Here is a 23,801-nt window from a genome sequence, read left to right as displayed (position 1 = left end):
CTGCTCAAGGATGAAAATGGATAATCAACCTTCACCCACATCTGTTTTTTTATCACGCCGCTTTTTTCCATATTTCGTGACGCAATTTTTTGGTGCCTTTAACGACAACATTTATAAAAACACCCTGTTGATTTTTGTCGCATTCGCTAGCGTCGATGCCATTCCCATGTCGAGCACTCTATTCATTAATATGGCAGCTGGCGTATTTATTCTGCCTTTTTTCTTATTCTCAGCCAGTGCCGGCGTTTTAACCGATCAATATGAAAAGTCGACGTTAATCCGCTGGGTTAAGTTTGCAGAGATCATGATTATGTCTTTAGGCGCAATAAGCTTTGTCACTCACAGTTACATTGCGTTACTGATTCTTCTATTTCTGATGGGGACACAATCTGCTTTTTTTGGTCCAGTCAAATACGCATTACTGCCTCAACATTTGCACCCAGATGAATTAATTAAAGGTAATGCTTGGGTAGAAACGGGGACTTTTCTTGCCATTTTATTCGGTACGATAGGCGCCGGTTTTTTAGTCGCTGCGCCACATGCTTATACACTCACAGCAATCGCCGTAGTGACCTTTGCCATATTCGGCTTTATTTCAAGCCTATTTATTCCTAAAGCGAACACTCACATTGCTCAAGCTCGATTTAGTTGGCAACCAATTGTGCATACGAAACAAACCTTCCGCTTAGTCAAAAGTGACAACACCATCTATACCGCTATTATGGCCATCAGTTGGTTTTGGTTTTTAGGAGCCAGTTATCTCACCCAGTTTCCTAACTTCACGAAACACAACTTAAATGGTGATTCCACCAGCGTGTCATTTTTGTTAGCGCTATTCTCGGTTGGCATTGCAATTGGATCTTTACTTTGCGCCAAATTATCTCACCATAAAATTCGCTTATCATTGATGTTTATCGGTGGGTTCGGTATTTCACTCTGCAGCTTATTGCTTGGCATCACAACACCGGCTACTTCCCCTACTCCTCTCACCATTACCAACCTACTCTCCCATGTTGAAGTTTACTTCGTCATTTTATCTTTACTTGGGCTAGGCGTGTGCGGTGGGCTGTTTATCGTGCCTCTTTATACCTTGATGCAAACCTCTGCCAGCGATCAAACTCGCGCTCAAGTCATAGCCGCGAATAACATCTACAACGCGCTGTACATGGTTGGTAGTGCGATTGCGGGCATTATCTGTTTATCTCTGCTTGCCATGACCATTCCGCATTTTTTCATTCTGCTTGGCGCGGTCAATTTATTAATGATGCTCGTATTTGTAAATCGCTTTAAAGGGCACACGATTAAACAACCACATTAAATATGTTTTGGAAAACAAAACTCATAGTTTAATTTATTAAAACTTACTAAACCTGATTTTTGCGATAAGCTGCACACTCTTTCTTACTGCAATCATTTAGGTCTCAGATGACATCTTACATTCGAAACTACGGTGTATTTGTACTGGCAGCATTAGCTTGCTTTACACCTTGGGTGAGCTCACCTATCGCTTTAACGTTAGGTTTTTTATTGACTAGCTTTGGGTTTGTCCCACACAGCATTCCGGTTACCAAGATCACCAAAAAGCTTTTGTCTTACTCCATTATCGGTCTTGGTTTTGGTATCAACATTGACCAAGCGATTCATGCGACGGCTCAAGGTTTTGGCATTATTGTCACTAGCATTTTCAGCACCTTAATTATCGGCACACTGGTTGCTAAAAAAATGAAACTCGACCGCGAAATAGGTCATTTGATTGCGTCAGGTACAGCAATTTGTGGTGGGAGTGCGATTGCCGCGGTTGCGCCTGCGATTAACGCCAAAGATCAACCGGTTGGTATGGCATTGGCTGTGGTGTTCGTATTGAACTCAGTGGCTTTATTCCTGTTTCCAGTAGTCGGTCATGCTCTAGGGTTAAGCCAGACACAATTTGGCACATGGGCGGCCATTGCCATTCACGACACATCGTCAGTCGTGGGTGCCGCTCAAGCATACGGTGAACAATCACTGCAAATTGCCACCACATTGAAACTTGCTCGTGCGTTATGGATTGTGCCAGTCGCGTTCATTAGTGCCATGATGTTTAAGAGTGAAAGTAAAAAAATTACCATTCCATTCTTCATCATCTTCTACTGCTTAGCGATTGTATTTTGTGACCAAGTACCTCAGTTCTCAACGATTTACCATGGGATTTATAGCATCGCGAAGCAGACACTGGTGCTATGCTTATTCCTAATTGGTTGTGGCATATCGGTTGGTAAACTAAAAGAGGCTGGGCCTAAACCTATGCTGTTTGGTGTCATTTTATGGGCGATCATTTCTATCAGCTCACTCACTTACATCATGACGCACATTCAATAACACGTAACTAACTTGACTTCAGGTTAACTGTATTACACATGAGGCTCGGTATGGGCCTCATTTCTATGTACCGCTTGCTTACTTTTCCAAGCCCATACAATCACAGCAGCAAAAGCCAATAATGCCGCTAATGCCGCCACTAGCCCTTCTGTCGAAATAGAAACTCCGAATAAAGCCGCTACAATCGCAACCAGTAATAATTTCATCATTGTCATCCTTTTATACTTACGCTCAAATTATTCAGTCTTTACAGATAATTAATCTGTATAGATAAATAGTGAGTATCCTTGTTTAAGCATTAGGATTTAGTATGAAGGCATTTCACTAAAGCCATAAATACACTTTTGTGCTAATACATAACCAATGTTGATAACTGTTCGACAAGAAGATAATTAAGACAGGTGTTGTTGGTAGTAGGCTTTCAATGCTGCGCGAGAGATTTTAATCCCGGTATTCATAAGCTCTTGCGGCAATAAATAGTAGCGTTCTGGGCACTTAAACTTTTGTAGGTATTGCTGCAAAAAAGCTTGATATGCTTGGGTGTCAAGCGGGCTCTCAGCATCAATAAAAGCCACGGGACGATAGCCATATTGTGTATCTTCGACTGGAATCACCAAGGCTTGTTTGATGTCAGGGTACTTTAATAAAGCAGACTCAATTTCCTCACAATGAATATTCTCACCACCGGAAATAAATTGATTATCGGCACGCCCCACAATAATAAATTCATCGGGTTTGCCATCTTGAACATATCGCTGCGCCAAATCTTTCGTATCAAACCACGGCTGTTCTTCACTCACTAAAGGCGTTAATTGCCCGTGAGCTAAATACCCTGCTGCAAGCGTGTCACCAGCCACATAGATTCGACCATTTTCAAGTTTGATTTTGCGATAAGGCAATAACCAACCTGCTGATGGGCTACCATCAACCGGCTTGGCAATAACCGTCGAAGCGCTCTCTGTCATCCCATAACCTAGCCAACATTCAATCCCTTTTTGTTGGGCTTGCTCAATAAGCGGCATCGGAATATGAGAACCTCCGAGCAACACTCGTTTTAAGGGCAACGGTATGCCAGAGTCGAATAAGCGTTGCAGTTGGATAGGCACCAAAGAAGCATGTGTCACTACGCTAATATCTTGTTCCAGTTGACCAGAACCAATCGCCAAGCACGCCCTTTTCGCAAGCCAACGCCAAATGATGGATAAACCCGAGACATGGTACATCGGCAAACTGAGTAACCATGTATCACGGTTGGTAAATTCAAACTTTTCAGTCAAACCTTTTGCACTAGCAAGATGATGTTTAGCAGCATGTACCACCGCTTTAGGTACACCGGTTGAGCCAGATGTAAACACAATACTGGCCAATTGTTCAGCGTGAAAGGTATGTGAGGATGCCATTAAGCGGGTGTTGCGACCGACATGCTCTAAATGCAATCGTGTCTGTGGTAATTCAGCAAGCTCATGATTATCAATATCACCGGACCAAATAAAATCCGCCTGAATGATATCGAGTTTTTGTTGCATCGCCATTTTAGGTTGCGGTGGCATCAAGGCACAAAGCGCACCTAACCGAAGGGATGCGAGATACAATAACAGCGCTTCAACATTATTCTTACTCACTAAAGCAATGACGCTGCCAGCAACCACACCTTGGGTTTGCATGATTAAAGCGATGGCATCAACCTGTTCATCTAACTGTTGCCAAGTATAGGCTCGATTTGGTGTCTTTAACGCTATCGGATTAGCTTGATATTGAGGTGTTTGACACACTTGCTGAATAAGGTCCACAAGCCATTACCATTGTTGAATAAGCTGCTGATCTGAAAGTAAAGTAACCGGCAACGGACAGCCTGGCCAAGTAACTTCCAATTGAGTTTGGAATAATTGTAAGGTATCTAGCCCCGGTGTTTGCTCAGGGGTTTTCCATGCGGACAAACGGGCTAATTGATTGAGACCTAAGCTCGATTCAATACTCGAACTGATCACGGTTTGAATGCCATGCTGATGAGCAAAATCAATCAGTTGATTACAACGTTCCAGCGAACCAATCAAGGTAGGTTTTATTACCCACGCGCCGACGTGTTCACCAAGAAAACGTTCACCGAGCGATTCTTGGCCAAACAAGGAATCTAATTCGATTTCATTAAAATCCGTTTGTTGTAACGCTTCATCCCACGCAATTGTGATACCGGTTTTCTGAGCAAAATCCCTGCTTAGGCTTTCGGTTTTACAAGGCTCTTCCAAAAATGCAATGCGTGCACGATATTCCGGTGATACGTATTGAGCAAATTTGAGCGCTTTTTCTAATGTCCAACTACGGTTTGCATCTAACCTTAATTGCAAATCAGGAATCGATTCTAAAAATAAGTTCACCAGCATGCCATCGCGAATCGGTTCGTATAAGCCGACTTTCACTTTGGCTACTTTTTGCCTGCCTGTTTCTTCCATTGCATCAAACACTGGTAATAATTCATCCGGATCGCCAGAACATAATGGTGCAGCACGATATTCACCTTGTTCCGGCAAAAGATTCGAAAGTTCTGCTTGCGCCATCGACAAAGCAAATGCCACACTCGGCGCATATTGATTCCAATCAGACCACAGGCCAGTTTGATACCAGTGTTCTAAAGCTTCTTTCAGTTGTACCTCAACTTCTTCGAGCGTTTCTTGGCTAAAACCGGGTAAAGGAGCGCATTCACCATAGCCAATCTTACCGGAATCTTTTAATTCAATAATATACCCATTTCGCTGTAATAAACGTTGATCGCGTACAATCACGCCACTGTCCATAGGAATTTGATAACGATAGAGTTTTGCGCTACGTGCGCCAGATTGGTCTAAAGGCATAATAATTTCTTCAGTTATAAATCGTTACTTACGTTATAAAGTATTACTTAGAAGATGGATGAAATTGGTGAATAAACTCGGCAACGATGGCCGCAAATTTTGCCGGCTGCTCATGGTGAACATTATGACCAGCTTGGCTCACGGAGTGGTAAGTCAGGCCACTTTGCTTTGCGAGAGACTGAAATTTGTCGTCCTTCTCTCCACAAATATACAGCAGAGGAATCGGGAGTTGTTTGAGGGTGTCTAACAGATAAGGCTGTTTAGCCAGTGAAGTCGCACGCAACATACAGCCGAGTTGAGAACCGAGATTATCACTACGCAGTTCAACCAATTCGGCCCTTTGCGTCGCGGTCAGAGAAGCAAATACCCCTTGCTGATACCAATCCTCTAGGACTTCATCAATGGCTTCTGTGGCAAAACGACGTGACCAATGTTTATCATTTTCCCAACGCAGAACTTTGTCTTCTTCAGTTTTCAGGCCAAAATTACCGCCCTCTAACACCGCACCACAAATATTCAATTGAGGAAAGGCGCTTTCAGCTAGGCCGTACATTGTCACACGGGCTCCGAGAGAATAACCGATCAGTACCAGTGGCGTTGAAGTGTCAATACCTGCTTTTTTCAATTTCGATAAAATGGTGAGTTCAACTTGCTGACAAGCCTGAACAAAATCTTCCACTTCGCAATATTTACTGCCGCCATGACAAGGCAAATCCACTTGAATCGCTGCGTCACAATGCAAATGCTCTAGGCTGTCGGCCCAGTCTTGGCTAGAGCCTAAAAAGCCATGCAGAAACACAGGAATCGGCAATGTACGAGGCTCGTTTTGAGGTGTATGATCAACAATTTGGCTATACAACATGGGATTTCATTGCCTGTGTTATGGTTTTTATTTGTTGTGATGCTTGCTCTGGTGGCGAGCTAATTTCTACTAATAACGCGCTTTGAGTCTCACCATTGCCAAAGCAAACAAGATAATCTTCAATCGCTTCTCGACACTCAAGCCAACAGCCTGGGTTTGTATAGTGTAGCCCAAACTGCTTAGCTGCAAACTCAAATTGATAACCGTGTGGCATTTGATATAGCGCTTGCTTTTGCCGCTCAGGCACCGGCAATAAATCAAAAATCGCCCCGCCATCGTTATTGGTCACAATCACCACATGCGGTTGATTATTGCGAGTGAGTAATGCCAGCGAATTAACATCATAAAGAAGAGAGGTATCGCCAATCAGAGTCAGCATTGATGATTGTTGGGCTCTTTGCACACCGGCTGCCGTCGCAACCAAACCATCAATCCCAGATGCGCCACGATTGGTATGCACATTCACGTTTTCAAACTTAGAAAGCATATCCAACAAGCGTACGATTAAACTATTCCCAACAAATAACTCTCGGTTGGGCATCAACTCAACGAGCTCATCAATACGCAATGCCAACTGACATTCCGTCAACACGTTATCGCGTTTTATCGCCATTGCGCAGTGCTCCACTTCCTTAGAGGCTGGTTTTAATGTTTCAGCCCAATTCGAAGTGTTCGCAGGCGCATTAATCATAGAGCTCAATAATGAAATACAGTCAGGAATCGACGCGACGGTTCGTAATTGCGGTAAACGGTCAGGGTTCAATACACTGGCTGTCGGTTCAAACAGCCAATAATGGCAATTGCGTTCGGTAACGACTTGTTTGGTCCATTGCGCTAAGCGTTTAGAAACGATACGCGCACCAAACTGTAAAATACACTGCGCTTGTGATAAGGCATTAAAATAGTGTGGATGTTGCAGCCATAGATCAAAGTGTGCCCATTCGGAACTGACACCGGACTGGGGATCGGCAAGAATTGGCCAGCCCATTTGCTGTGCCCATTGCTGAACGTTTTGCGCATCGGATAATGGCATTTTACCAATCACCACCACCGTCTTTAACGTCGGCAGTTGATTGACAAGACCTTGTTGTAAGCTGTTGGTTAATTCCGGCACGTTGTAACTTGGATACAATTTAGCCAAATCAGCAACATCGCTTGTTGCCTTTGTCGCACCCGTTAGCTCCGTTAAATTTAGCTGCGTTAAATACGGATCTTTTTCAGTATCCGATTGAATATACAAGGGCTCTGGAAATGGGCAATTTATATGTAGAGCGCCGCCTACTAACGATTGATAAGCCAAGCCTTGCTTAATTGGCGTCAACTCTTCACTTAAACTGGCTTGCCTACTTGGGCTAGGCAATAACACACTCTTACGTACATGAGATGAAAAAATGCCTTTTTGCACAATGGCTTGATTCGCTCCAACGCCAACCAGACTCAATGGACGATCCGCCGTCAATAACACCAACTTTTCACCGGTTAACCCCGATTCTGCAGTACTGGGTAATAAATTGGCAACCGCCGTTCCAGACGTCACAATAATGGCGACCGGTTGCTGAGTGGCTTTGGCTAAACCAAGTGCAAGAAAGCCTAAACCTCGTTCATCAAAATGGGTATGAATGGTGACGCCCGAACGTTCAGCTAATTCCAAGGCTTCTAAGCTTAATGGCGTCGAACGTGACCCCGGTGCAATACAAATATGCTTAACGCCAGCAGTCGCAATGGTTTCTAATATAGCTTGCGACCAAACTCTATTTAGGCCAGCTTGACTCATGCTTGTTCACCACGTTCATTTTCTATCGGATAATCGCTGATTAAATTCAGCAAAGTTGCGGTTTTTCGGTTTAATTCTTGCCATTCAAATTCGGCTTCCGAACCAGCCACAATGCCTGCGCCAGCATACAATTTCACGGTATTATCCACCAATGATGCGCTACGAATGGAAACACAAAACTCAGCTTTATTATGACCAAAATAGCCCACTGAACCGCTGTACCAACCGCGAGTAAAGGGCTCATTCATGCGGATAAAATTCAAAGCATCTTGGCGCGGTAAACCAGCAATTGCCGCTGTAGGCTGCAGAGCCCCAAGCAATTGCACTCCACGAATCCCAGGAGATAATTGCCCTGCAATATGGCGTTTAAGATGTTGAACTTTACGCAGTTGAATCAGTTGAGCTTGCTCTTGCACATCAATGTTTTCGGTATAAGGCGCTAAGCGCTCAATAATGTCATCCACCACAATCTGATTTTCACGCCGATTTTTATCATCATTAAGTAGCCAGTCGGCCAGTTTTTTATCTTCCACCGGATCATTGCCGCGTCCTATCGTCCCAGCCAAGGCTTCAGTTTCAATCATCTCTCCAAGGCGGCGATATAAACGCTCTGGTGTTGAACCGACAAAACTTTGGTTTTCTGCCAGTGACAATAAAAAATGGAAACTATGTCGATTTTTCTCACGGCTTGATTTTAATAGCTGCGTGGCCCTGATCGGTTTAGCAAGCTCCACCAGAGTTTTTCTTGCCAACACCACTTTTTCAAACTCACCGGCTTCTATCGCATTTAATGCTTTGGTTAAAATATGCTGCCATTCATCAAATTGTGGAGAAAAATGAACGTTGCTGGGCTGAATAACAAGCGGCTCAATAATTGGATACTGAGCTTTCAATTGTTGTAATGCTTGAATGGTTCGCTCACGATCCACAGAAAGGTTCGCGTTCAAGGTCCATTGACCATCTTGCCGAATCAGTTCTATTTTCGGCAAAAAGAAATAAGAAGATTGATGAGTGGTTTTGGCATGTTCGCTATCAAACGCTTTTCCGCCCCATACACGCTGGTGCTCACCAATGACAGTATAAGCCGCCAATGGATCGGTAAAGGTATGGATCTGCGCCAGAGCGATCACTTCTTCTCGTTCATCTCGAGATTGCCAGTAAAATCGTGGGTATAAGGTTTGTTCTGCGAGCCAATCTATGGCGCTGAAATCACTCGGAAGAGGTACAACTTCTGAGATGCGTTGTTCACTTGAAACTTGTCCATGTCTAATGCGTTGTATTAATCGCTCAATCACTAAATGTAATTCAGACAAGTCAACCTCTCATTGTTTTTGTGCAGCAGAGATTACGAAAAGAAGCATCGTATTTCACCACTGAAAATTTTCTTTTTATTTAGGTGGCATACTCTAGGGTTTCAAAGGGATCAAATCAAGCAATAAGCGAACTTGTGCCCTGATTCCTAAGAAGAATTTCAGTATAAGAATAGCTAAGATTCCCCCTTATTTGGCAAGAATCGGTGAAATTTTCTCATTCCATCAAAAATCACGCACAAATATAACGAAATCAAAGATTATTGATATGGTTTGCTCTGACAAAATAGTGTAACTTGATGGGTCACAACATAATAAACCAACGGGTATAAGGCTATGAATAACGTCGAGATGTCATCAAAACTCGATAATGTCTGTTATGACATTCGCGGGCCAATCCTAAAACATGCCAAACGCATGGAAGAGGAAGGGCAAAAAATCCTAAAATTGAATATCGGTAATCCCGCCCCGTTTGGTTTTGACGCCCCTGATGAAATTCTGGTCGACGTGATTCGCAACCTGCCAACCTCACAAGGTTACTGTGACTCAAAAGGGATTTATTCAGCTCGTAAAGCCGTGGTGCAACATTATCAAAAACTGGGGCTTCGCGACCTAGAAGTGGAAGATGTCTACATTGGTAATGGCGCGTCTGAATTGATCGTCATGTCAATGCAAGCGTTGCTGAATAATGGCGATGAAATTTTAATTCCTGCTCCTGACTACCCGCTTTGGACTGCCGCAGCGTCACTGGCTGGAGGCAAACCGATCCATTACATTTGTGATGAGTCGTCAGACTGGTATCCAGACCTCGACGATATTAAAAGCAAAATCACACCACAAACACGCGGTATTGTGCTGATTAACCCAAACAACCCAACCGGTGCAGTCTATAGCCGTGATTTCTTGTTGCAAGTGGTTGAAATTGCTCGTCAGCACAATTTGATTATCTTCGCAGACGAAATCTACGACAAAGTGCTATACGATGGCGCAATTCACACTTCTATCGCGACTTTAGCCGATGATGTTTTAATGGCGACTTTTAACGGTTTATCTAAAGCGTATCGTGTGTGCGGTTTCCGTGGTGGCTGGATGTTCTTAACGGGCCCTAAACATTTAGCTAAAGGCTACATCGATGGGTTAGATATGCTGGCGTCGATGCGCTTATGTGCAAACGTACCAATGCAACACGCGATTCAAACCGCGCTTGGCGGCTATCAAAGTATTAATGAGTTGATCTTACCTGGTGGACGTCTGCTAGAGCAACGAAACAAGGCCTACGAACTCATTACTCAAATTCCTGGGATCACTTGCGTTAAACCTAAAGGGGCAATGTATTTGTTCCCGAAAATTGATGTCAAAAAATTCAACATCACCGATGACGCCAAAATGGTGCTCGATTTCTTAATCCAAGAAAAAGTACTGCTGGTTCAAGGGACTGGTTTTAACTGGAAACAACCGGATCACTTTCGAATTGTGACCTTGCCACATGTCGAAGACCTTGAAACCGCGATTGGACGCTTCGAACGTTTCCTATCAAATTATCGACAATAATCCATAAACAGGCTTCTTACGAGAAGCCTGTTGTTTATTAGATACATTCGGAGGTAAAAGATGGACAAACCTCAACCAAGTCATTTTTTTGCGCATCTTGCGCGTATGAAGCTCATTCAACGCTGGCCATTGATGCGCTCAATTTCACAAGAAAACATTTCAGAGCACAGCCTACAAGTGGCATTCGTTGGTCATGCGCTTGCTATCATTAAAAACAAGAAGTTTGGTGGCCATGTCAACCCTGAGCGTATCGCGCTACTGGCGATGTATCATGACACCAGCGAAGTACTCACCGGTGATTTACCGACCCCAGTGAAATATTACAACCCAGCCATTGCCGCCGAGTACAAGAAAATCGAACTGGCCGCTGAAAAGAAACTGGTTTCCATGCTACCGGAAGAATTTCAGCAAGATTTTGCGCCTTTTCTAATTAGCGAAGAAATCAATGCTGATGATAAGGCAATGGTCAAACAAGCCGATAGCTTATGTGCATACCTGAAATGTTTAGAAGAACTATCCGCTGGCAATCATGAATATGAGCAAGCGAAAAGCCGTTTAGAAAACACCTTGAAAGAACGTGAAACCCCTGAGATGCGTTATTTTCTCGATGTGTTTGCCCCAAGTTTTGAGCTTACTTTAGATGAAATCAGTTAATTGAGTACCACACGCTTATGGATAAGAAATCTACTCACAATGAAGTGACTTCGACCATTGCCTCCCATGATTGGCAAGCCCGAATCAATAATGAACAAAAACTACGACGCAATGATCACCGTGATGTCTATCAGCGAGATCGCGCGCGCGTCTTACATTCAGCCGCTTTTCGCCGCTTGCAAGCTAAAACGCAAGTCCATAGTACGGGTTTAAATGATTTTTATCGCACTCGCCTTACCCATTCACTCGAAGTATCACAAATCGGCAGTGGGATTTTAGAGCAACTCAAACAAAAGCAGCCGCAGTATCACGCCATTTTACCGCCGGCGAGCTTAATCGAAACCTTGTGTCTTGCTCATGATATTGGTCATCCCCCTTTTGGCCATGGTGGCGAAGTCGCTCTTAATTACATGCTCCGCAATCATGGCGGCTTTGAGGGTAATGCGCAGACTTTCCGTATCGTGACACAGCTCGAGCCTTATACTGAGCATCATGGCATGAACCTGGCGCGTAGAACCTTGTTGGGATTATTAAAATATCCAGCATTGATCAGCCAAGTTAAAAACCCGCACAGACCCGATGATGTCAAATCTCCACGACAGTTAAAAGCCCGCGACTGGTTGCCGGCCAAAGGAATATACGATATTGATGAAGCCTTTCTTGACTGGGTATTTAAACCATTAAGCGAACATGATCGCCACTTATTTACCACTCAACGCACACCATCGGATGCAGGGCAATTTACTCACAATAAAACGCGCTTTAAATCACTCGATTGTTCCATAATGGAGTTGGCAGACGATATCGCCTATGGCGTGCATGATTTAGAAGATGCCATTGTGCTGAATATGGTTAATCGTAAGCAATGGCAAGAAGGCGCCGCCAGTAAATTAGCGGAATGCGGTGATGAATGGTTTGAAAGCAATATTGATTTATTGAGCGATAAGTTATTTTCAGGTAAACATCATGAACGTAAGGATGCGATTGGTGGGATCGTCAATGCCCTCCTGACCAGTATTGAACTCAAGCCGGTTTACAGCGAAACACCATTTGATGAGCCGTTTCTCAATATTAATGCTTACCTGAGCGCCCCCATGGCCTACGCACTGGATGTCTTTAAACGCTTTGTTTTCCAATATGTCATTCATGTTCCTGAAGTTCAGCAGTTTGAATACAAAGGCCAACAAATCATTATGGATATTTTTGAAGCACTGAATGCAGACCCAATGCGTCTCTTACCAGAAGGTACGAAACAGAAATGGCAAGAAGCCGAGCAAGATCATCAAGGGGGAACCCGAATTTTGGCTGATTATATTTCCGCAATGACGGATGGCTACGCCCAAAAAGTGCATCAGCACCTATTTTCAGCTCACTCGTCTTTCTAAGTTAACCTAAACTCGGAATAAGTTACTCTTTCGAAATCAGCGTATAATTTCGCTCAAACACCCCTTGCGGCATTTGAGCGATTTGAAAATCGACCATATTGGTAAAGGCGCTGATCAACGAGGAATAATCTCGCTGTGAATCTAATAGACGTAAAGCATGAAAACCGGCTTCTACTGTCGATAAATGCTGTTCGGTTGGCGCTTTACGGATACGATAGTTACCTTGAATATCAGACGGCAACACCATACTAGGCAGAGTATGGAGGTTGGTCGATAATTGCCACATTTTATACGCCTTCTTCCATGTACCATCGAGCAAAATGACACAAAGAGATCGCTTTGCGTTGGCCAGCTCAAATACCCATTTGCTGTCAGCGTTTAAAACTCGACTCTGCTCATTGGGATACAACACCAAAGATTGCACATTTTCATCGCCTAATATCGCGTTTAATTGCTCATGTTGAGAAAAATCTTCCCCAATCCAGATATCACATCGCTGAAGGCTTAACTGCAAAATTTTAGCTGTGCCCATTGGCCGCTTAGATTCTGTCGGATGTTGCAGCACCACCACTCTTACCGGTGAATCTATGGCTTTAATCCATTCACAAATACAGGCATTATTAGCTTTTCCGCATTGTGGGCAATATCGAGACATGACGTTTAAATCGATCCTTATATTATCTGGATTCACCATTCTAATGGCATTATTACAGCTACCAAGCCTGCATTCTTGGGCAGAATGGAACCGCCTGGCGATGAGTAATGGTCAATGGTGGCGGATAGTAACAGGAAACTTTACCCACACCAATCTCTATCACTTAGCCATGAATCTATCTGGACTATGGCTTATTCATTATATTTTCCGCCAGCACATACAAGCACGCACACTTTTTTTAGTGATATTGCTATTGAGTTGCGCTGTCGGTGGTTTACTGCTGTTAAGCTCACTCCAACTCTATGTAGGGTTATCAGGGGTATTACATGGTGTATTCGGATTCTATGCCTTGCTCGAATACCAAAATGGGCGAAAAAGCAGTTTATTGTTAGTCGTTGGGCTAGTTATAAAAATAATATGGGAGCAAATCTTAGGCTCACCAACAGGAAGCGAATCCTTTATTGAAGCGCCTGTTGCCACTCAAGCTCACTTATTTGGCGCACTATCTGGGCTGTTCTTCGCTTGGTTGTATTATATAAAAAATCGAGCTGACAAACTCAAACGTTAAGTCACAAAAAAGCCCTAACCACATGGCTAGGGCTCAGTTAATCTCGCTCATAGAACGACAACCAATATGTTTAATTACAAAACAATACGTTGTTTATTTTTATCAATCGTTGCTTGACCAATTCCTTTCACTTGTTTCAAGGAATCAATATCAGCAAATTTTCCGTGTTCATTACGGTAATCAACAATATCTTGCGCTTTCTTTTGTCCAATGCCTTTTAGCAAAGTGGCAATTTCTTGCGCATCGGCGGTATTAATATTAACCGTAATTTCAATACCTTCATGTTGAGCATTATCTTGTCGTTCTTCTGCCAACACCGAACCTGCCGGCATGAACATGAAACAGATAAGTGAAAATAATATTCCTAATTTACGCATGAGTGACGCTCCATCGTGTTTAAAGAAACCTCAGTCTAGGAGCGCGTTACATGTAATAGTGTCTTAAATTTGGACATGGAACAGGCTGCAAAATAACAGCTTGTTGATAAACAAAAAATTACATCATGCTATGAGTTAGCTACTTTTCCAGTTATAGAAAACATTAAAGAAGTAGTAACGGGATTCATAGCCACTTAATATGACAAGCAATAAAAAAGGCCACTGTTATCAGTGGCCTTTAATGATTAAGCTAATTTATCACCAGCGTGATTATTGCTCAGATAATGTCTTGTATTCAATGGATGTGGACTCACGTAATGAACTCAACAGAACTTCTAAATCTTGTTGATTATTCATACGCAGTAATTGAGAAGCAATTTGCTGTTCGAACTGGTCATCAGAACCACTCGTCACTTTATTTAGCTTAACAATGACAATATTGCCTTGCTCATCTTTGGTTTGAGAATACGTCGCTTTATCTTCATTTGGATGAGGCATTGCAAAGACATCATTGGCTAATGGAGAGCGGCGATCGATATTTTGCTCATCACCAAAAGCTAGGCCATTGTCAGCAAGAACCTTATCGTCACCTTTTTGAAGTGACTCAACTGTGCTTGCAGCAAGATCCAATGCAGCTTGCTCACCTTTCGTTGCCAATAGTTGAGTTTTCACTTGCTCTTTAACTTCGTCAAATGGCAATGTTGTTTCGTCACGAACATCATTCACACGAACAACAACCACATGCTCTGGTGCAACTTCTAGTACTTCAGAGTTCATGCCTTCTTGCTTCACATCAGCACTTTCTAGCGCTTGTGCCACCGCTGAAGTTTTCAAAATTTCTGGAGCATCTGCTTGAGAGATAAAGTCTGTTGTTTGGATTTTTTGACCAATCACTTTCGCTGCTTCATCAAGAGAATCTGGTGATTCAAACGCAACAGACTCTAACTTAGATTGAAGTTTGTAGAATTCATCTACCGCTTTCTGATCACGAATTTCTGATTTAATATCCGCAGCCACTTGTTCATAAGGTTTAGACTGAGGTGCTTTCACATCTTCTAGCTGAATGATGTGGTAGCCAAAATCTGATTTCACGACATCAGACACATCCCCTTTCGAAGCTAGGTCAAACGCAGCCTCTTCAAACGCAGGATCCATGACACCTTTTTCAATCCAACCTAAGTCACCGCCTTGTTTAGCACTGCCTACGTCTTGTGAACTTTCTTTAGCAACCGCTGCGAAATCGGCGCCATCTTTCAATTTCGCTAAGATCTCTTCCGCTTTTGCTTCATCATCTTTAATCAAAATATGGCGAACTTTACGCTGCTCATGAGTTGAGTACTTGTCCAGATGCTCTTGGTAGTATTTCTCAGCTTCTTCATCGCTTACGGTAATCGCTTGTTTAAGTTGTTCAGCAGAAAGCTCTACATAAGCCACTTTCATTTGCTCAGGACGTTCGTAATTTTCAGAATGCGACTTGTAGTAAGCCTGCAGTTCTTCGTCTGTCACTTGTGCTTTTTGAGCAAACTCAGCGATATTCAAAGTAATCGTTTGAATATCTCGAGTTTGAGTTAGCAACTGTGTTTGTTGCTCGACTTCATTTTTTAGTGTGAATTCGCTGCCTTGAATTGCTGAAACCACTTGGTTACGCAATAAATCTTTACGTAGGTATTCTGCAAAACTATCCGGGCTGAAACCTGCACGACGCAGTGTTGCCGCATAAATGTCTTGGTCGAACTTACCGTTAGTTTGGAATTGAGGCATTGTCAGAATCAATTGGCTCACTTGATCATCGCTAACACGTAGCCCTAGTGTTTGCGCATATTGCTCTAGCAACACATCATTGATCATACGGTCAAGAACACTCTTACGGAATGTTTGAACATATTGTGGGTCACCCATTAATGTCGAAAAGTAATCACCCATTTGTGATTGCATGCGATTACGTTCATTTTGATACGCTTGTTCAAATGCACCACGGTCGATGGTTGTATTACCTACTTTTGCTGCAACATTGCCACTGCCGCCCACTAAGTAACTACTCACACCCGCAAATACAAAAGAAAGGATGATTAACACTAAAATAATTTTAACGGCTATACCATTTACGCCTTCGCGTAGTCGATCCATCATAATCAGACTGCTCTCTCAAAACTAACTGTTACCAATCACAAAGCTAACCTAGCCTTTTTCTTGGTTGGAAAAAATTTAACGTCGATGATATCAGAAAACGAAAAGCGCACCAGTAAGATGCGCTTTTTGATAAAGAAAGATTGAGGTTAGACGTAAAAACCTCATGCATACACTCCTAAATAGGAGCAACACTTTCAGACAAATTAGTTACACGCGTCTTTAAGTGCTTTACCTGCTTTGAATGCTGGTACTTTTGCTTCAGCGATTTGGATTACATCACCAGTTTTAGGGTTACGGCCAGTACGTGCTGCGCGAGTACGAACACTGAAAGTACCAAAACCAACTAATGCAACTTGATCGTCAGCTTTTAGAGTGTCAGAGACTGCTTCAATGAATGCATCCAGAGCGCGACCTGCTGCTGCTTTTGAGATATCCGCATCTGCTGCAATTTTTTCTACTAATTGAGTTTTATTCACTTGTTGTTCCCCTTTTAACTATTAACACCAAGTTAATAGTAAATCGTTCCATTAAAAATTGTCTTTATAGTAAAGAAGCTCTTTATCATAAATAAAAAAGTAAGACTGGCCTTTATTTAATCAGCTTCTAGAAGGCGTTAGCCCCCACCACTATTGGCTCAGGTCTTTCGAAACTTAACTTAGCCTTGAAAAAAAACGCTGACAAGTATTTTCTGTCCCGTCAGCGTCAATCTTTTAACTAAATTTGTTTAATATCACTAGTTTGTGACTTCAATCACACAACCTGTAGGGTCTTTCTCCAGCGCAAGCGGTAAAACTTCGTCTAACCACTGGACTGGACGTACGTTCAAGTCACCAATAACGTTGGCTGGAATATCTTCCAAATCACGCTCATTTTCTTTTGGAATAATGACCGTTTTAATACCACCACGATGGGCAGCTAACAATTTTTCTTTCAAGCCACCGATAGGAAGTACTTCACCACGTAGGGTAATTTCACCTGTCATCGCCACATCAGCACGCACAGGATTCCCCGTTAAACTAGAAACTAGCGCCGTACACATGGCAATACCCGCACTCGGACCATCTTTCGGGGTTGCCCCTTCAGGTACGTGGACATGGATATCACGCTTTTCGTAGAAGTCAGGGTTAATACCGAGTTTCTCTGCACGTGAACGAACGACGGTCATCGCCGCTTGAATTGACTCTTGCATCACATCGCCCAGAGAACCAGTGTAAGTCAGCTTACCTTTACCGATCATCGATTGGGTTTCGATTGTCAATAAATCACCGCCCACTTCCGTCCAAGCAAGACCAGTGACCTGACCAATACGATTGCTTTCTTCGGCTTTACCGTAGTCAAAACGTTGAACACCTAAGTATTCTTTCAGGTTTTCCATATTGATGGTCACAGACTTCAGCTCTTTATTGAGCAAAATATTCTTAACCGCTTTACGGCAAACTTTTGAAATTTCACGCTCAAGACTACGCACACCAGCTTCACGGGTGTAGTAGCGAATCATGCCGATGATGGCCGAATCCTCAATCACAATTTCATTTGGTTTCAATCCATTACGTTCTATTTGCTTGCTGACTAAGTGACGCTTAGCAATATTGAGTTTCTCATCTTCGGTGTAACCAGAAAGACGGATCACTTCCATACGGTCAAGCAATGGACCAGGAATATTCATCGAGTTAGACGTCGCCACAAACATCACATCAGACAGGTCATAATCTACTTCTAGATAATGATCGTTAAATGAGTTGTTTTGCTCTGGATCTAATACTTCCAATAACGCAGAAGAAGGATCACCACGCATATCTGATGCCATTTTGTCGATTTCATCCAACAGGAATAATGGGTTTTTCACACCCACTTTCGACATTTTCTGGATAAGTTTGCCTGGCATAGAGCCAATGTAAGTACGGCGGTGACCACGAATTTCGGCTTCATCACGCACGCCACCCAGTGCCATACGCGTGTATTGACGACCGGTTGCCGCAGCAATAGAGCGACCTAGCGAGGTTTTACCCACACCTGGAGGTCCAACAAGACAAAGGATAGGCCCTTTTAGCTTGTTGACGCGGTTTTGCACGGCGAGATACTCAAGAATGCGATCTTTAACGCGCTCCAAACCGTAATGATCTTGGTTTAAGATCTCTTCTGCTTTGGCTAAATCTTTTTTCACCTTAGAGCGCTTGCTCCACGGCACACCAACCATCCAGTCAATGTAACCACGAACGACCGTCGCTTCAGCCGACATCGGTGACATCATTTTCAGCTTTTGCAGTTCTTGTTCGGTTTTTTCACGCGCCTCTTTTGGCATCTTAGCATCTTCGATTTTCTTCTTCAGAGCTTCGAATTCATCCGGCGCGTCATCTAAATCACCCAGTTCTTTTTGAATGGCTTTCATTTGCTCATTCAAGTAGTACTCACGTTGTGATTTTTCCATCTGTTTTTTAACACGGCCACGAATACGTTTTTCAACTTGCAATAAGTCGATTTCGGATTCCATCATGCCCATTAAAAATTCAAGACGTTCAACAACATCCAGAATTTCTAGAACGCGCTGCTTATCATTCAATTTTAATGGCATGTGTGCCGCGATAGTATCAGCAAGACGCGCAGCTTCATCGATACCGTTTAATGAGGTTAAGACTTCCGGCGGGATCTTTTTGTTTAATTTGATGAAGCCTTCGAATTGATTAATCGCACTACGAACAATCACTTCTTGTTCACGCTCATCGATGTCAGGTGTCGTTAAATATTCTGCATCTGCAGTAAAGAATTCTTGATTTGAAAAAGCGTGGACTTTGGCACGCTGTTGACCTTCAACCAATACTTTAACCGTCCCATCAGGCAATTTGAGCAGTTGCAATATGGTTGCCACTGTCCCTGTTGAGAATAAATCATCGATGTTCGGTTCATCCGTCTCTGCGTCTTTTTGAGCCACCAATAATACTTGCTTATTGGTATCCATCGCAGTTTGAAGACATTGAATCGATTTTTCACGGCCAACAAATAATGGGATGACCATATGAGGGTAAACCACAACATCGCGAAGGGGTAATACTGGAATCTCGATACGCTCGGAACGCTCCAAGTTCATATTATTCTCTCTATTCCGTTTGCACATTCATTGAAAAGTATATGGGGGCTATCTTGCTAGATTCAATAACAAAATTAAAAAAGGAGGCTAAATGCCTCCTTTATATTCATAATTTCGTTTTCTATCGAATTATTCTGAACTTGCGAGCTGGTTTTCAGCATTTTGATAAATCAATAAAGGCTCTGATTCACCTTTAATGACTGACTCATCAATCACCACTTTCGTTACTTCTTTGTTCGATGGTAACTCGTACATGGTTTCTAGTAACACAGACTCTAAGATAGAGCGTAGACCACGAGCACCCGTTTTACGCTCCATGGCTTTTTTCGCGATCGCTTTAAGCGCATCTTCACGGAACTCAAGCTCAGCGCCTTCTAAGTCAAACAAGGCAGCATACTGTTTCGTCAGTGCGTTCTTTGGCTCACAAAGGATCTGAATCAATGCTTCTTCATCCAGCTCAGTCAGTGTCGTAGTAACAGGTAGACGACCTATAAATTCAGGGATCAAACCATATTTCACCAAATCTTCTGGCTCAACTTGCTTGAATAACTCACCTGCACTTTTTGCTTCGTCTTTGCTGCGTACTTCCGCACCAAAACCAATACCCGTACCGACAGCAACACGTTGTTCAATCACTTTATCTAGGCCAGCAAAGGCACCGCCACAGATAAATAGGATTTTCGAGGTATCGACTTGTAGAAATTCTTGTTGTGGGTGTTTACGACCACCTTGTGGTGGAACCGATGCAACCGTACCTTCAACTAATTTCAATAATGCCTGCTGCACACCTTCACCCGATACATCACGAGTGATGGACGGGTTTTCAGCTTTACGAGAAATCTTATCGATCTCATCGATATACACGATACCGCGTTCTGCTTTTGCTACGTCATAATCGCATTTTTGCAGCAATTTCTGGATGATGTTTTCAACGTCTTCACCGACATAACCTGCTTCAGTTAATGTGGTTGCATCCGCCATAGTAAATGGCACATCCAAGAAACGAGCCAGGGTTTCAGCCAATAGCGTTTTACCACTACCGGTTGGACCGATTAGCAATATATTACTTTTGCCTAACTCAACGCCATCTTTGGTTTTATCGCCATTGCGTAAACGCTTGTAGTGGTTATATACCGCTACAGATAGCACTTTTTTCGCGTAATCTTGGCCGATGACATAATCATCTAGGTGCGCACGAATTTCCTTCGGTGTTGGAAGTGCTTCCGATTCTTTCTTCGGTACCACGTCTTTCACTTCTTCGCGGATGATGTCGTTACAAAGATCGACACACTCATCACACACGTAAACGGAAGGACCTGCGATCAGTTTACGAACCTCATGCTGGCTTTTACCGCAGAAAGAGCAATACAGAAGTTTGGTACTTCCACCCTCTTTGCTTTTATCTGTCATTCGCTAACCTCTTAGCCTTTAATTCTTTAGTTAGTCTATAACAGTTTCATCTAATGTGCTCGTGCTATGCGTCTTCGCGAAGCCCTGTACTCAATGAAACTGTTACACCTAAACAATCTCTCTTTATTCTATGACAAGACCTAGCATATTGCCCTTGTCTTTCATGATTAAAGAGAAAATCTGCCCTTCAATTAAGCTGGGCGTTTTTCTAATACCGCGTCCACTAGACCATAATCAACCGATTGTTGCGCTGACATGAAGTTATCACGGTCAGTGTCGCGCTCAATCACTTCTAATGGTTGGCCAGTGTGCTCTGCAAGCAAGTTATTTAGACGCTGCTTAATCGTTAAGATTTCTTGCGCGTGAATTTGAATATCAGAAGCCTGACCTTGGAAGCCACCTAATGGTTGGTGGATCATCACACGTGAATTAGGCAAACAGAAACGCTTACCTTTTTCACCACCCGCAAGCAAGAAAGCCCCCATAGAACATGCTTGTCCCATACATACTGTGCTTACGTTTGGTTTAATAAATTGCATTGTATCGTAGATCGACATACCCGCCGTTACAGAACCGCCTGGTGAGTTGATATACAAGAAGATATCTTTATCTGGGCTTTCTGATTCTAAAAACAGCAACTGAGCAACCACAAGGTTTGCCATGTGATCTTCAACTTGACCAGTTAAAAAGATAATTCGTTCTTTAAGTAGGCGAGAATAAATATCGTAAGAACGCTCACCGCGAGAAGTTTGCTCTACCACCATTGGCACAAGCGCATCAACAATTGGAGACATTGTATTATTTTCTTGGTAGCTCATTTTCGCTTTCCCTGTAGTAGATAGGCTTATAAACCTGAATTGGTTATTAAAATTATAAACAAGTTAAGTTAACCATAAACCTAGACGCTTACCAACACCATTTATTCTTTAACAAATGATCCGTAAGCTAAAAAATAAAATGGCCCGTATGATCTACCCTAAAAATTAGAGGTCATATCGAGCCATTGTTAGCAGAAGATCTAAAACGCTGTCAAATCTTCTGCTCAGCGAAGCCTGATTTCACTTCAAATTTGAGTGATTAAGCAGGTTGCTGTTGGTTCATCAACTCATTGAAGCTTACTTCTTTTTCAGAAACTTTAGCTTTAGCGATGATGGCATCAATAGCTTGATCTTCTAGAGCTACGTTGCGGATGTTGTTCATCATTTGCTCGTTTTGCTCGTAGTATGCGATAACTTCAGCTGGATCTTCGTAAGCCGTTGCCATTTCTTCGATCAGTGCTTTTACGCGGTCTTCATCAGCTTTTAGCTCTTCAGACTTGATCACTTCACCTAGTAGTAGGCCCACTTTTACGCGACGAGCAGCTTGCTCTTCGAATAGTTCACGAGGAAGTTGTGCAGCTGCTTCTGGGTTACCGCCGAAACGTTGTGCAGCTTGTTGACGTAGCACTTCGATTTCTTGATCGATAAGTGCAGAAGGTACGTCCATCTCGTTTTGCTCAACAAGACCATTGATCGCTTGCTCTTTGATACGGTTTTTAACCGCTTGCTTAAGCTCACGCTCCATGTTTTTACGTACTTCAACTTTTAGTGCGTCAACGCCGCCTTCAGTTACGCCGAATTTAGCAACGAACTCGTCAGTTAGCTCAGGAAGCTCACGAGTTTCAACTTTGTTTAGTTTGATTTCAAACTTAGCTGCTTTACCTTTTAGGTTTTCAGCATGGTAATCTTCTGGGAAGTTTACTTCGATAGTAAATTCTTCACCTGCTTTTTTACCTAGGATTCCATCTTCAAAACCAGGGATCATGCGACCTTGGCCCATTTCTAGAGGGAAACCTTCAGCTTTACCGCCTTCGAATGCTTCACCGTCGATGTAGCCAACGAAATCGATAGTTGCACGGCTTGCTTCGCCAACTGCTTCTTCAACTTCAGCCCAAGTAGACTGTTGTTTACGAAGTGTTTCTAGCATTTCAGCTACGTCTTCATCTTTTACTTCTACTGCTGGTTTTTCAACAGTAATGTTTTCAAGACCTTTTAGCTCAACTTCTGGGTAAACTTCAAAAGTTGCAGTGAAAACAAGATCTTTACCAGCTTCGTTTTCAACTGGAGCAAACGTTGGAGCGCCTGCTGGGTTGATTTTTTCTTTAACGATGTTTTCGATGAAGTGGCGTTGCATCACTTCACCCATCACGTCTTGACGTACTGCTTTGCCGTACATTTGAGCAACCATCTTCATTGGTACTTTACCTTTACGGAAACCATCGAAACGACGGTTTTTCGCGATGTTGCGCAATTCAGCTGTTACTGCATCTTCGATGTTAGCAGCAGGAACAGTAATAGTAAGACGGCGCTCTAGGCCTTCTAGATTTTCAACAGTAGCTTGCATTATTTATAAACCTCAAAACTGGCTCAGTAAGTATGAGCGTATGAGCTAGTCTTTACGCTAAGTAAAACGACCAGCCTCATTCCTTGTGTTGCATCCAAATGGACACATAAAAATTATGAGCATCAATCAACGTACTCAGCCAAAAGCTGTTGATGCGATGATTGAACTAATGAGTGAAACCTTCTTCATTTTTACTAAAGAGAATCGATAGTGAAAAACAAAGAAAAAGACTTCCCCTATTAGTCTCAGGATAAAATTCAGACGCGCCATTCTAGCGGCATGCGTTGAGCCTGTCGAGTCAAGTCCTAAATTCTCATGCGCTCATTTTCCGCTTTTTTATCTAGAGCGGAGAATGATCACGTTTCAGTTATGGGGATGAGCAATTTTATTTCAAGGCCGACCGATGTCATTTACCTCTTTTTTTGCTTATTAGAGGCAAAATTCACACTGA

At 42.8% G+C, this 23,801-nt stretch carries 19 protein-coding genes and 1 pseudogene; 6 read left to right on the top strand and 14 right to left on the bottom strand.

From position 1 onward, the window contains the following. Positions 1 to 16 precede the first annotated feature (16 nt). Together Vgang_RS04470 and Vgang_RS04465 are read left to right on the top strand one after the other, a co-directional pair. A pseudogene (locus Vgang_RS04470) lies at positions 17 to 1,288 on the top strand (MFS transporter); the annotation flags it as partial. Between the two features lie 137 nt (positions 1,289 to 1,425). Next, the gene (locus tag Vgang_RS04465) at positions 1,426 to 2,358 is read left to right on the top strand and encodes a YeiH family protein (RefSeq protein ID WP_105902404.1); all 933 of its coding nucleotides are present in this window, start codon (positions 1,426 to 1,428) and stop codon (positions 2,356 to 2,358) included. Between the two features lie 32 nt (positions 2,359 to 2,390). Here Vgang_RS04465 and Vgang_RS04460 read toward each other — a convergent pair whose 3' ends face one another. The 6 genes from Vgang_RS04460 to Vgang_RS04435 form a co-directional block, all read right to left on the bottom strand. After that, entirely contained in the window at positions 2,391 to 2,567 is a 177-nt protein-coding gene (locus tag Vgang_RS04460) for a hypothetical protein (protein WP_157946024.1), read from the bottom strand. A gap of 183 nt (positions 2,568 to 2,750) precedes the next feature. Then, the gene (gene menE / locus Vgang_RS04455) at positions 2,751 to 4,148 is read right to left on the bottom strand and encodes an o-succinylbenzoate--CoA ligase (protein ID WP_105902405.1); all 1,398 of its coding nucleotides are present in this window, start codon (positions 4,146 to 4,148) and stop codon (positions 2,751 to 2,753) included. Between the two features lie 6 nt (positions 4,149 to 4,154). Beyond that, positions 4,155 to 5,207, bottom strand: coding sequence for an o-succinylbenzoate synthase (gene menC / locus Vgang_RS04450; protein ID WP_105902406.1), 1,053 nt, complete (start codon positions 5,205 to 5,207; stop codon positions 4,155 to 4,157). A 43-nt stretch (positions 5,208 to 5,250) separates the two neighbouring features. Beyond that, on the bottom strand, positions 5,251 to 6,069 hold the full coding sequence (gene menH / locus Vgang_RS04445) for a 2-succinyl-6-hydroxy-2,4-cyclohexadiene-1-carboxylate synthase (protein ID WP_105902407.1): 819 nt from the start codon (positions 6,067 to 6,069) through the stop codon (positions 5,251 to 5,253). Next, entirely contained in the window at positions 6,059 to 7,843 is a 1,785-nt protein-coding gene (menD, locus tag Vgang_RS04440) for a 2-succinyl-5-enolpyruvyl-6-hydroxy-3-cyclohexene-1-carboxylic-acid synthase (RefSeq protein ID WP_105902408.1), read from the bottom strand. Before menD ends, menH begins: the two co-directional genes overlap by 11 nt. Further along, a complete protein-coding gene (locus Vgang_RS04435; protein ID WP_105902409.1) occupies positions 7,840 to 9,156 on the bottom strand; it encodes an isochorismate synthase in 1,317 nt (438 codons plus the stop codon). The genes menD and Vgang_RS04435 overlap by 4 nt, the downstream gene beginning before the upstream one ends. A 333-nt stretch (positions 9,157 to 9,489) precedes the next feature. Between Vgang_RS04435 and Vgang_RS04430 the strand changes: the two genes are divergently transcribed. From Vgang_RS04430 to Vgang_RS04420, 3 genes are read left to right on the top strand one after another with little or no spacing between them, the layout of a single operon-like run. Then, a complete protein-coding gene (locus Vgang_RS04430; protein ID WP_105902410.1) occupies positions 9,490 to 10,704 on the top strand; it encodes a pyridoxal phosphate-dependent aminotransferase in 1,215 nt (404 codons plus the stop codon). A 60-nt stretch (positions 10,705 to 10,764) separates the two neighbouring features. Then, positions 10,765 to 11,358 carry a 5'-deoxynucleotidase gene (gene yfbR / locus Vgang_RS04425; RefSeq protein WP_105902411.1) on the top strand — a complete coding sequence of 198 codons (594 nt, stop codon included), beginning with the start codon at positions 10,765 to 10,767 and terminating at the stop codon, positions 11,356 to 11,358. A gap of 17 nt (positions 11,359 to 11,375) precedes the next feature. Then, positions 11,376 to 12,743: an anti-phage deoxyguanosine triphosphatase gene (locus Vgang_RS04420; protein ID WP_105902412.1), complete on the top strand. Its 1,368-nt coding sequence runs from the start codon at positions 11,376 to 11,378 to the stop codon at positions 12,741 to 12,743. A gap of 22 nt (positions 12,744 to 12,765) precedes the next feature. On the opposite strand, the gene Vgang_RS04415 is transcribed toward Vgang_RS04420, so the two are convergent. After that, positions 12,766 to 13,398, bottom strand: coding sequence for a tRNA-uridine aminocarboxypropyltransferase (locus Vgang_RS04415; protein ID WP_105902413.1), 633 nt, complete (start codon positions 13,396 to 13,398; stop codon positions 12,766 to 12,768). 43 nt (positions 13,399 to 13,441) lie between these two features. On the opposite strand from Vgang_RS04415, the gene rrtA reads away from it, so the two are divergent. Then, positions 13,442 to 13,966: a rhombosortase gene (rrtA, locus tag Vgang_RS04410; protein WP_245879931.1), complete on the top strand. Its 525-nt coding sequence runs from the start codon at positions 13,442 to 13,444 to the stop codon at positions 13,964 to 13,966. A 74-nt stretch (positions 13,967 to 14,040) separates the two neighbouring features. On the opposite strand, the gene Vgang_RS04405 is transcribed toward rrtA, so the two are convergent. From Vgang_RS04405 to tig, 7 genes are all read right to left on the bottom strand, one after another. Next, the gene (locus Vgang_RS04405; protein ID WP_245879934.1) at positions 14,041 to 14,304 is read right to left on the bottom strand and encodes a ComEA family DNA-binding protein; all 264 of its coding nucleotides are present in this window, start codon (positions 14,302 to 14,304) and stop codon (positions 14,041 to 14,043) included. A 309-nt stretch (positions 14,305 to 14,613) separates the two neighbouring features. Continuing rightward, the gene (gene ppiD, locus Vgang_RS04400) at positions 14,614 to 16,473 is read right to left on the bottom strand and encodes a peptidylprolyl isomerase (protein ID WP_105902416.1); all 1,860 of its coding nucleotides are present in this window, start codon (positions 16,471 to 16,473) and stop codon (positions 14,614 to 14,616) included. A 203-nt stretch (positions 16,474 to 16,676) separates the two neighbouring features. Continuing rightward, on the bottom strand, positions 16,677 to 16,949 hold the full coding sequence (locus Vgang_RS04395; protein WP_105902417.1) for an HU family DNA-binding protein: 273 nt from the start codon (positions 16,947 to 16,949) through the stop codon (positions 16,677 to 16,679). Positions 16,950 to 17,206: 257 nt separating this feature from the next. After that, positions 17,207 to 19,558, bottom strand: coding sequence for an endopeptidase La (lon, locus tag Vgang_RS04390; RefSeq protein WP_105902418.1), 2,352 nt, complete (start codon positions 19,556 to 19,558; stop codon positions 17,207 to 17,209). A gap of 129 nt (positions 19,559 to 19,687) precedes the next feature. After that, positions 19,688 to 20,968: an ATP-dependent protease ATP-binding subunit ClpX gene (clpX, locus tag Vgang_RS04385; RefSeq protein ID WP_105902419.1), complete on the bottom strand. Its 1,281-nt coding sequence runs from the start codon at positions 20,966 to 20,968 to the stop codon at positions 19,688 to 19,690. A 191-nt stretch (positions 20,969 to 21,159) separates the two neighbouring features. Continuing rightward, on the bottom strand, positions 21,160 to 21,786 hold the full coding sequence (gene clpP / locus Vgang_RS04380) for an ATP-dependent Clp endopeptidase proteolytic subunit ClpP (RefSeq protein WP_105902420.1): 627 nt from the start codon (positions 21,784 to 21,786) through the stop codon (positions 21,160 to 21,162). 259 nt (positions 21,787 to 22,045) lie between these two features. Then, positions 22,046 to 23,350 (bottom strand): trigger factor, encoded by a 1,305-nt coding sequence (tig, locus tag Vgang_RS04375; protein WP_105902421.1) that lies wholly within the window; start codon positions 23,348 to 23,350, stop codon positions 22,046 to 22,048. Between the last annotated feature and the right edge of the window lie 451 nt (positions 23,351 to 23,801).

This window comes from Vibrio gangliei (assembly GCF_026001925.1).
Lineage (GTDB): Bacteria > Pseudomonadota > Gammaproteobacteria > Enterobacterales > Vibrionaceae > Vibrio > Vibrio gangliei.
This window is presented reverse-complemented; position numbering and strand designations above follow the sequence as displayed.

Excerpts from the sequence above, each read along its gene's own strand:
- Vgang_RS04465 (WP_105902404.1), top strand. The coding sequence starts at position 1,426 with ATGACATCTTACATTCGAAACTACGGTGTATTTGTACTGGCAGCATTA.
- Vgang_RS04460 (WP_157946024.1), bottom strand. The coding sequence starts at position 2,567 with ATGATGAAATTATTACTGGTTGCGATTGTAGCGGCTTTATTCGGAGTT.
- menC (WP_105902406.1), bottom strand. The coding sequence starts at position 5,207 with ATGCCTTTAGACCAATCTGGCGCACGTAGCGCAAAACTCTATCGTTAT.
- menH (WP_105902407.1), bottom strand. The coding sequence starts at position 6,069 with ATGTTGTATAGCCAAATTGTTGATCATACACCTCAAAACGAGCCTCGT.
- menD (WP_105902408.1), bottom strand. The coding sequence starts at position 7,843 with ATGAGTCAAGCTGGCCTAAATAGAGTTTGGTCGCAAGCTATATTAGAA.
- Vgang_RS04430 (WP_105902410.1), top strand. The coding sequence starts at position 9,490 with ATGAATAACGTCGAGATGTCATCAAAACTCGATAATGTCTGTTATGAC.
- yfbR (WP_105902411.1), top strand. The coding sequence starts at position 10,765 with ATGGACAAACCTCAACCAAGTCATTTTTTTGCGCATCTTGCGCGTATG.
- Vgang_RS04420 (WP_105902412.1), top strand. The coding sequence starts at position 11,376 with ATGGATAAGAAATCTACTCACAATGAAGTGACTTCGACCATTGCCTCC.
- Vgang_RS04415 (WP_105902413.1), bottom strand. The coding sequence starts at position 13,398 with ATGTCTCGATATTGCCCACAATGCGGAAAAGCTAATAATGCCTGTATT.
- rrtA (WP_245879931.1), top strand. The coding sequence starts at position 13,442 with ATGGCATTATTACAGCTACCAAGCCTGCATTCTTGGGCAGAATGGAAC.
- Vgang_RS04405 (WP_245879934.1), bottom strand. The coding sequence starts at position 14,304 with ATGTTCATGCCGGCAGGTTCGGTGTTGGCAGAAGAACGACAAGATAAT.
- ppiD (WP_105902416.1), bottom strand. The coding sequence starts at position 16,473 with ATGATGGATCGACTACGCGAAGGCGTAAATGGTATAGCCGTTAAAATT.
- lon (WP_105902418.1), bottom strand. The coding sequence starts at position 19,558 with ATGAACTTGGAGCGTTCCGAGCGTATCGAGATTCCAGTATTACCCCTT.
- clpX (WP_105902419.1), bottom strand. The coding sequence starts at position 20,968 with ATGACAGATAAAAGCAAAGAGGGTGGAAGTACCAAACTTCTGTATTGC.
- clpP (WP_105902420.1), bottom strand. The coding sequence starts at position 21,786 with ATGAGCTACCAAGAAAATAATACAATGTCTCCAATTGTTGATGCGCTT.
- tig (WP_105902421.1), bottom strand. The coding sequence starts at position 23,350 with ATGCAAGCTACTGTTGAAAATCTAGAAGGCCTAGAGCGCCGTCTTACT.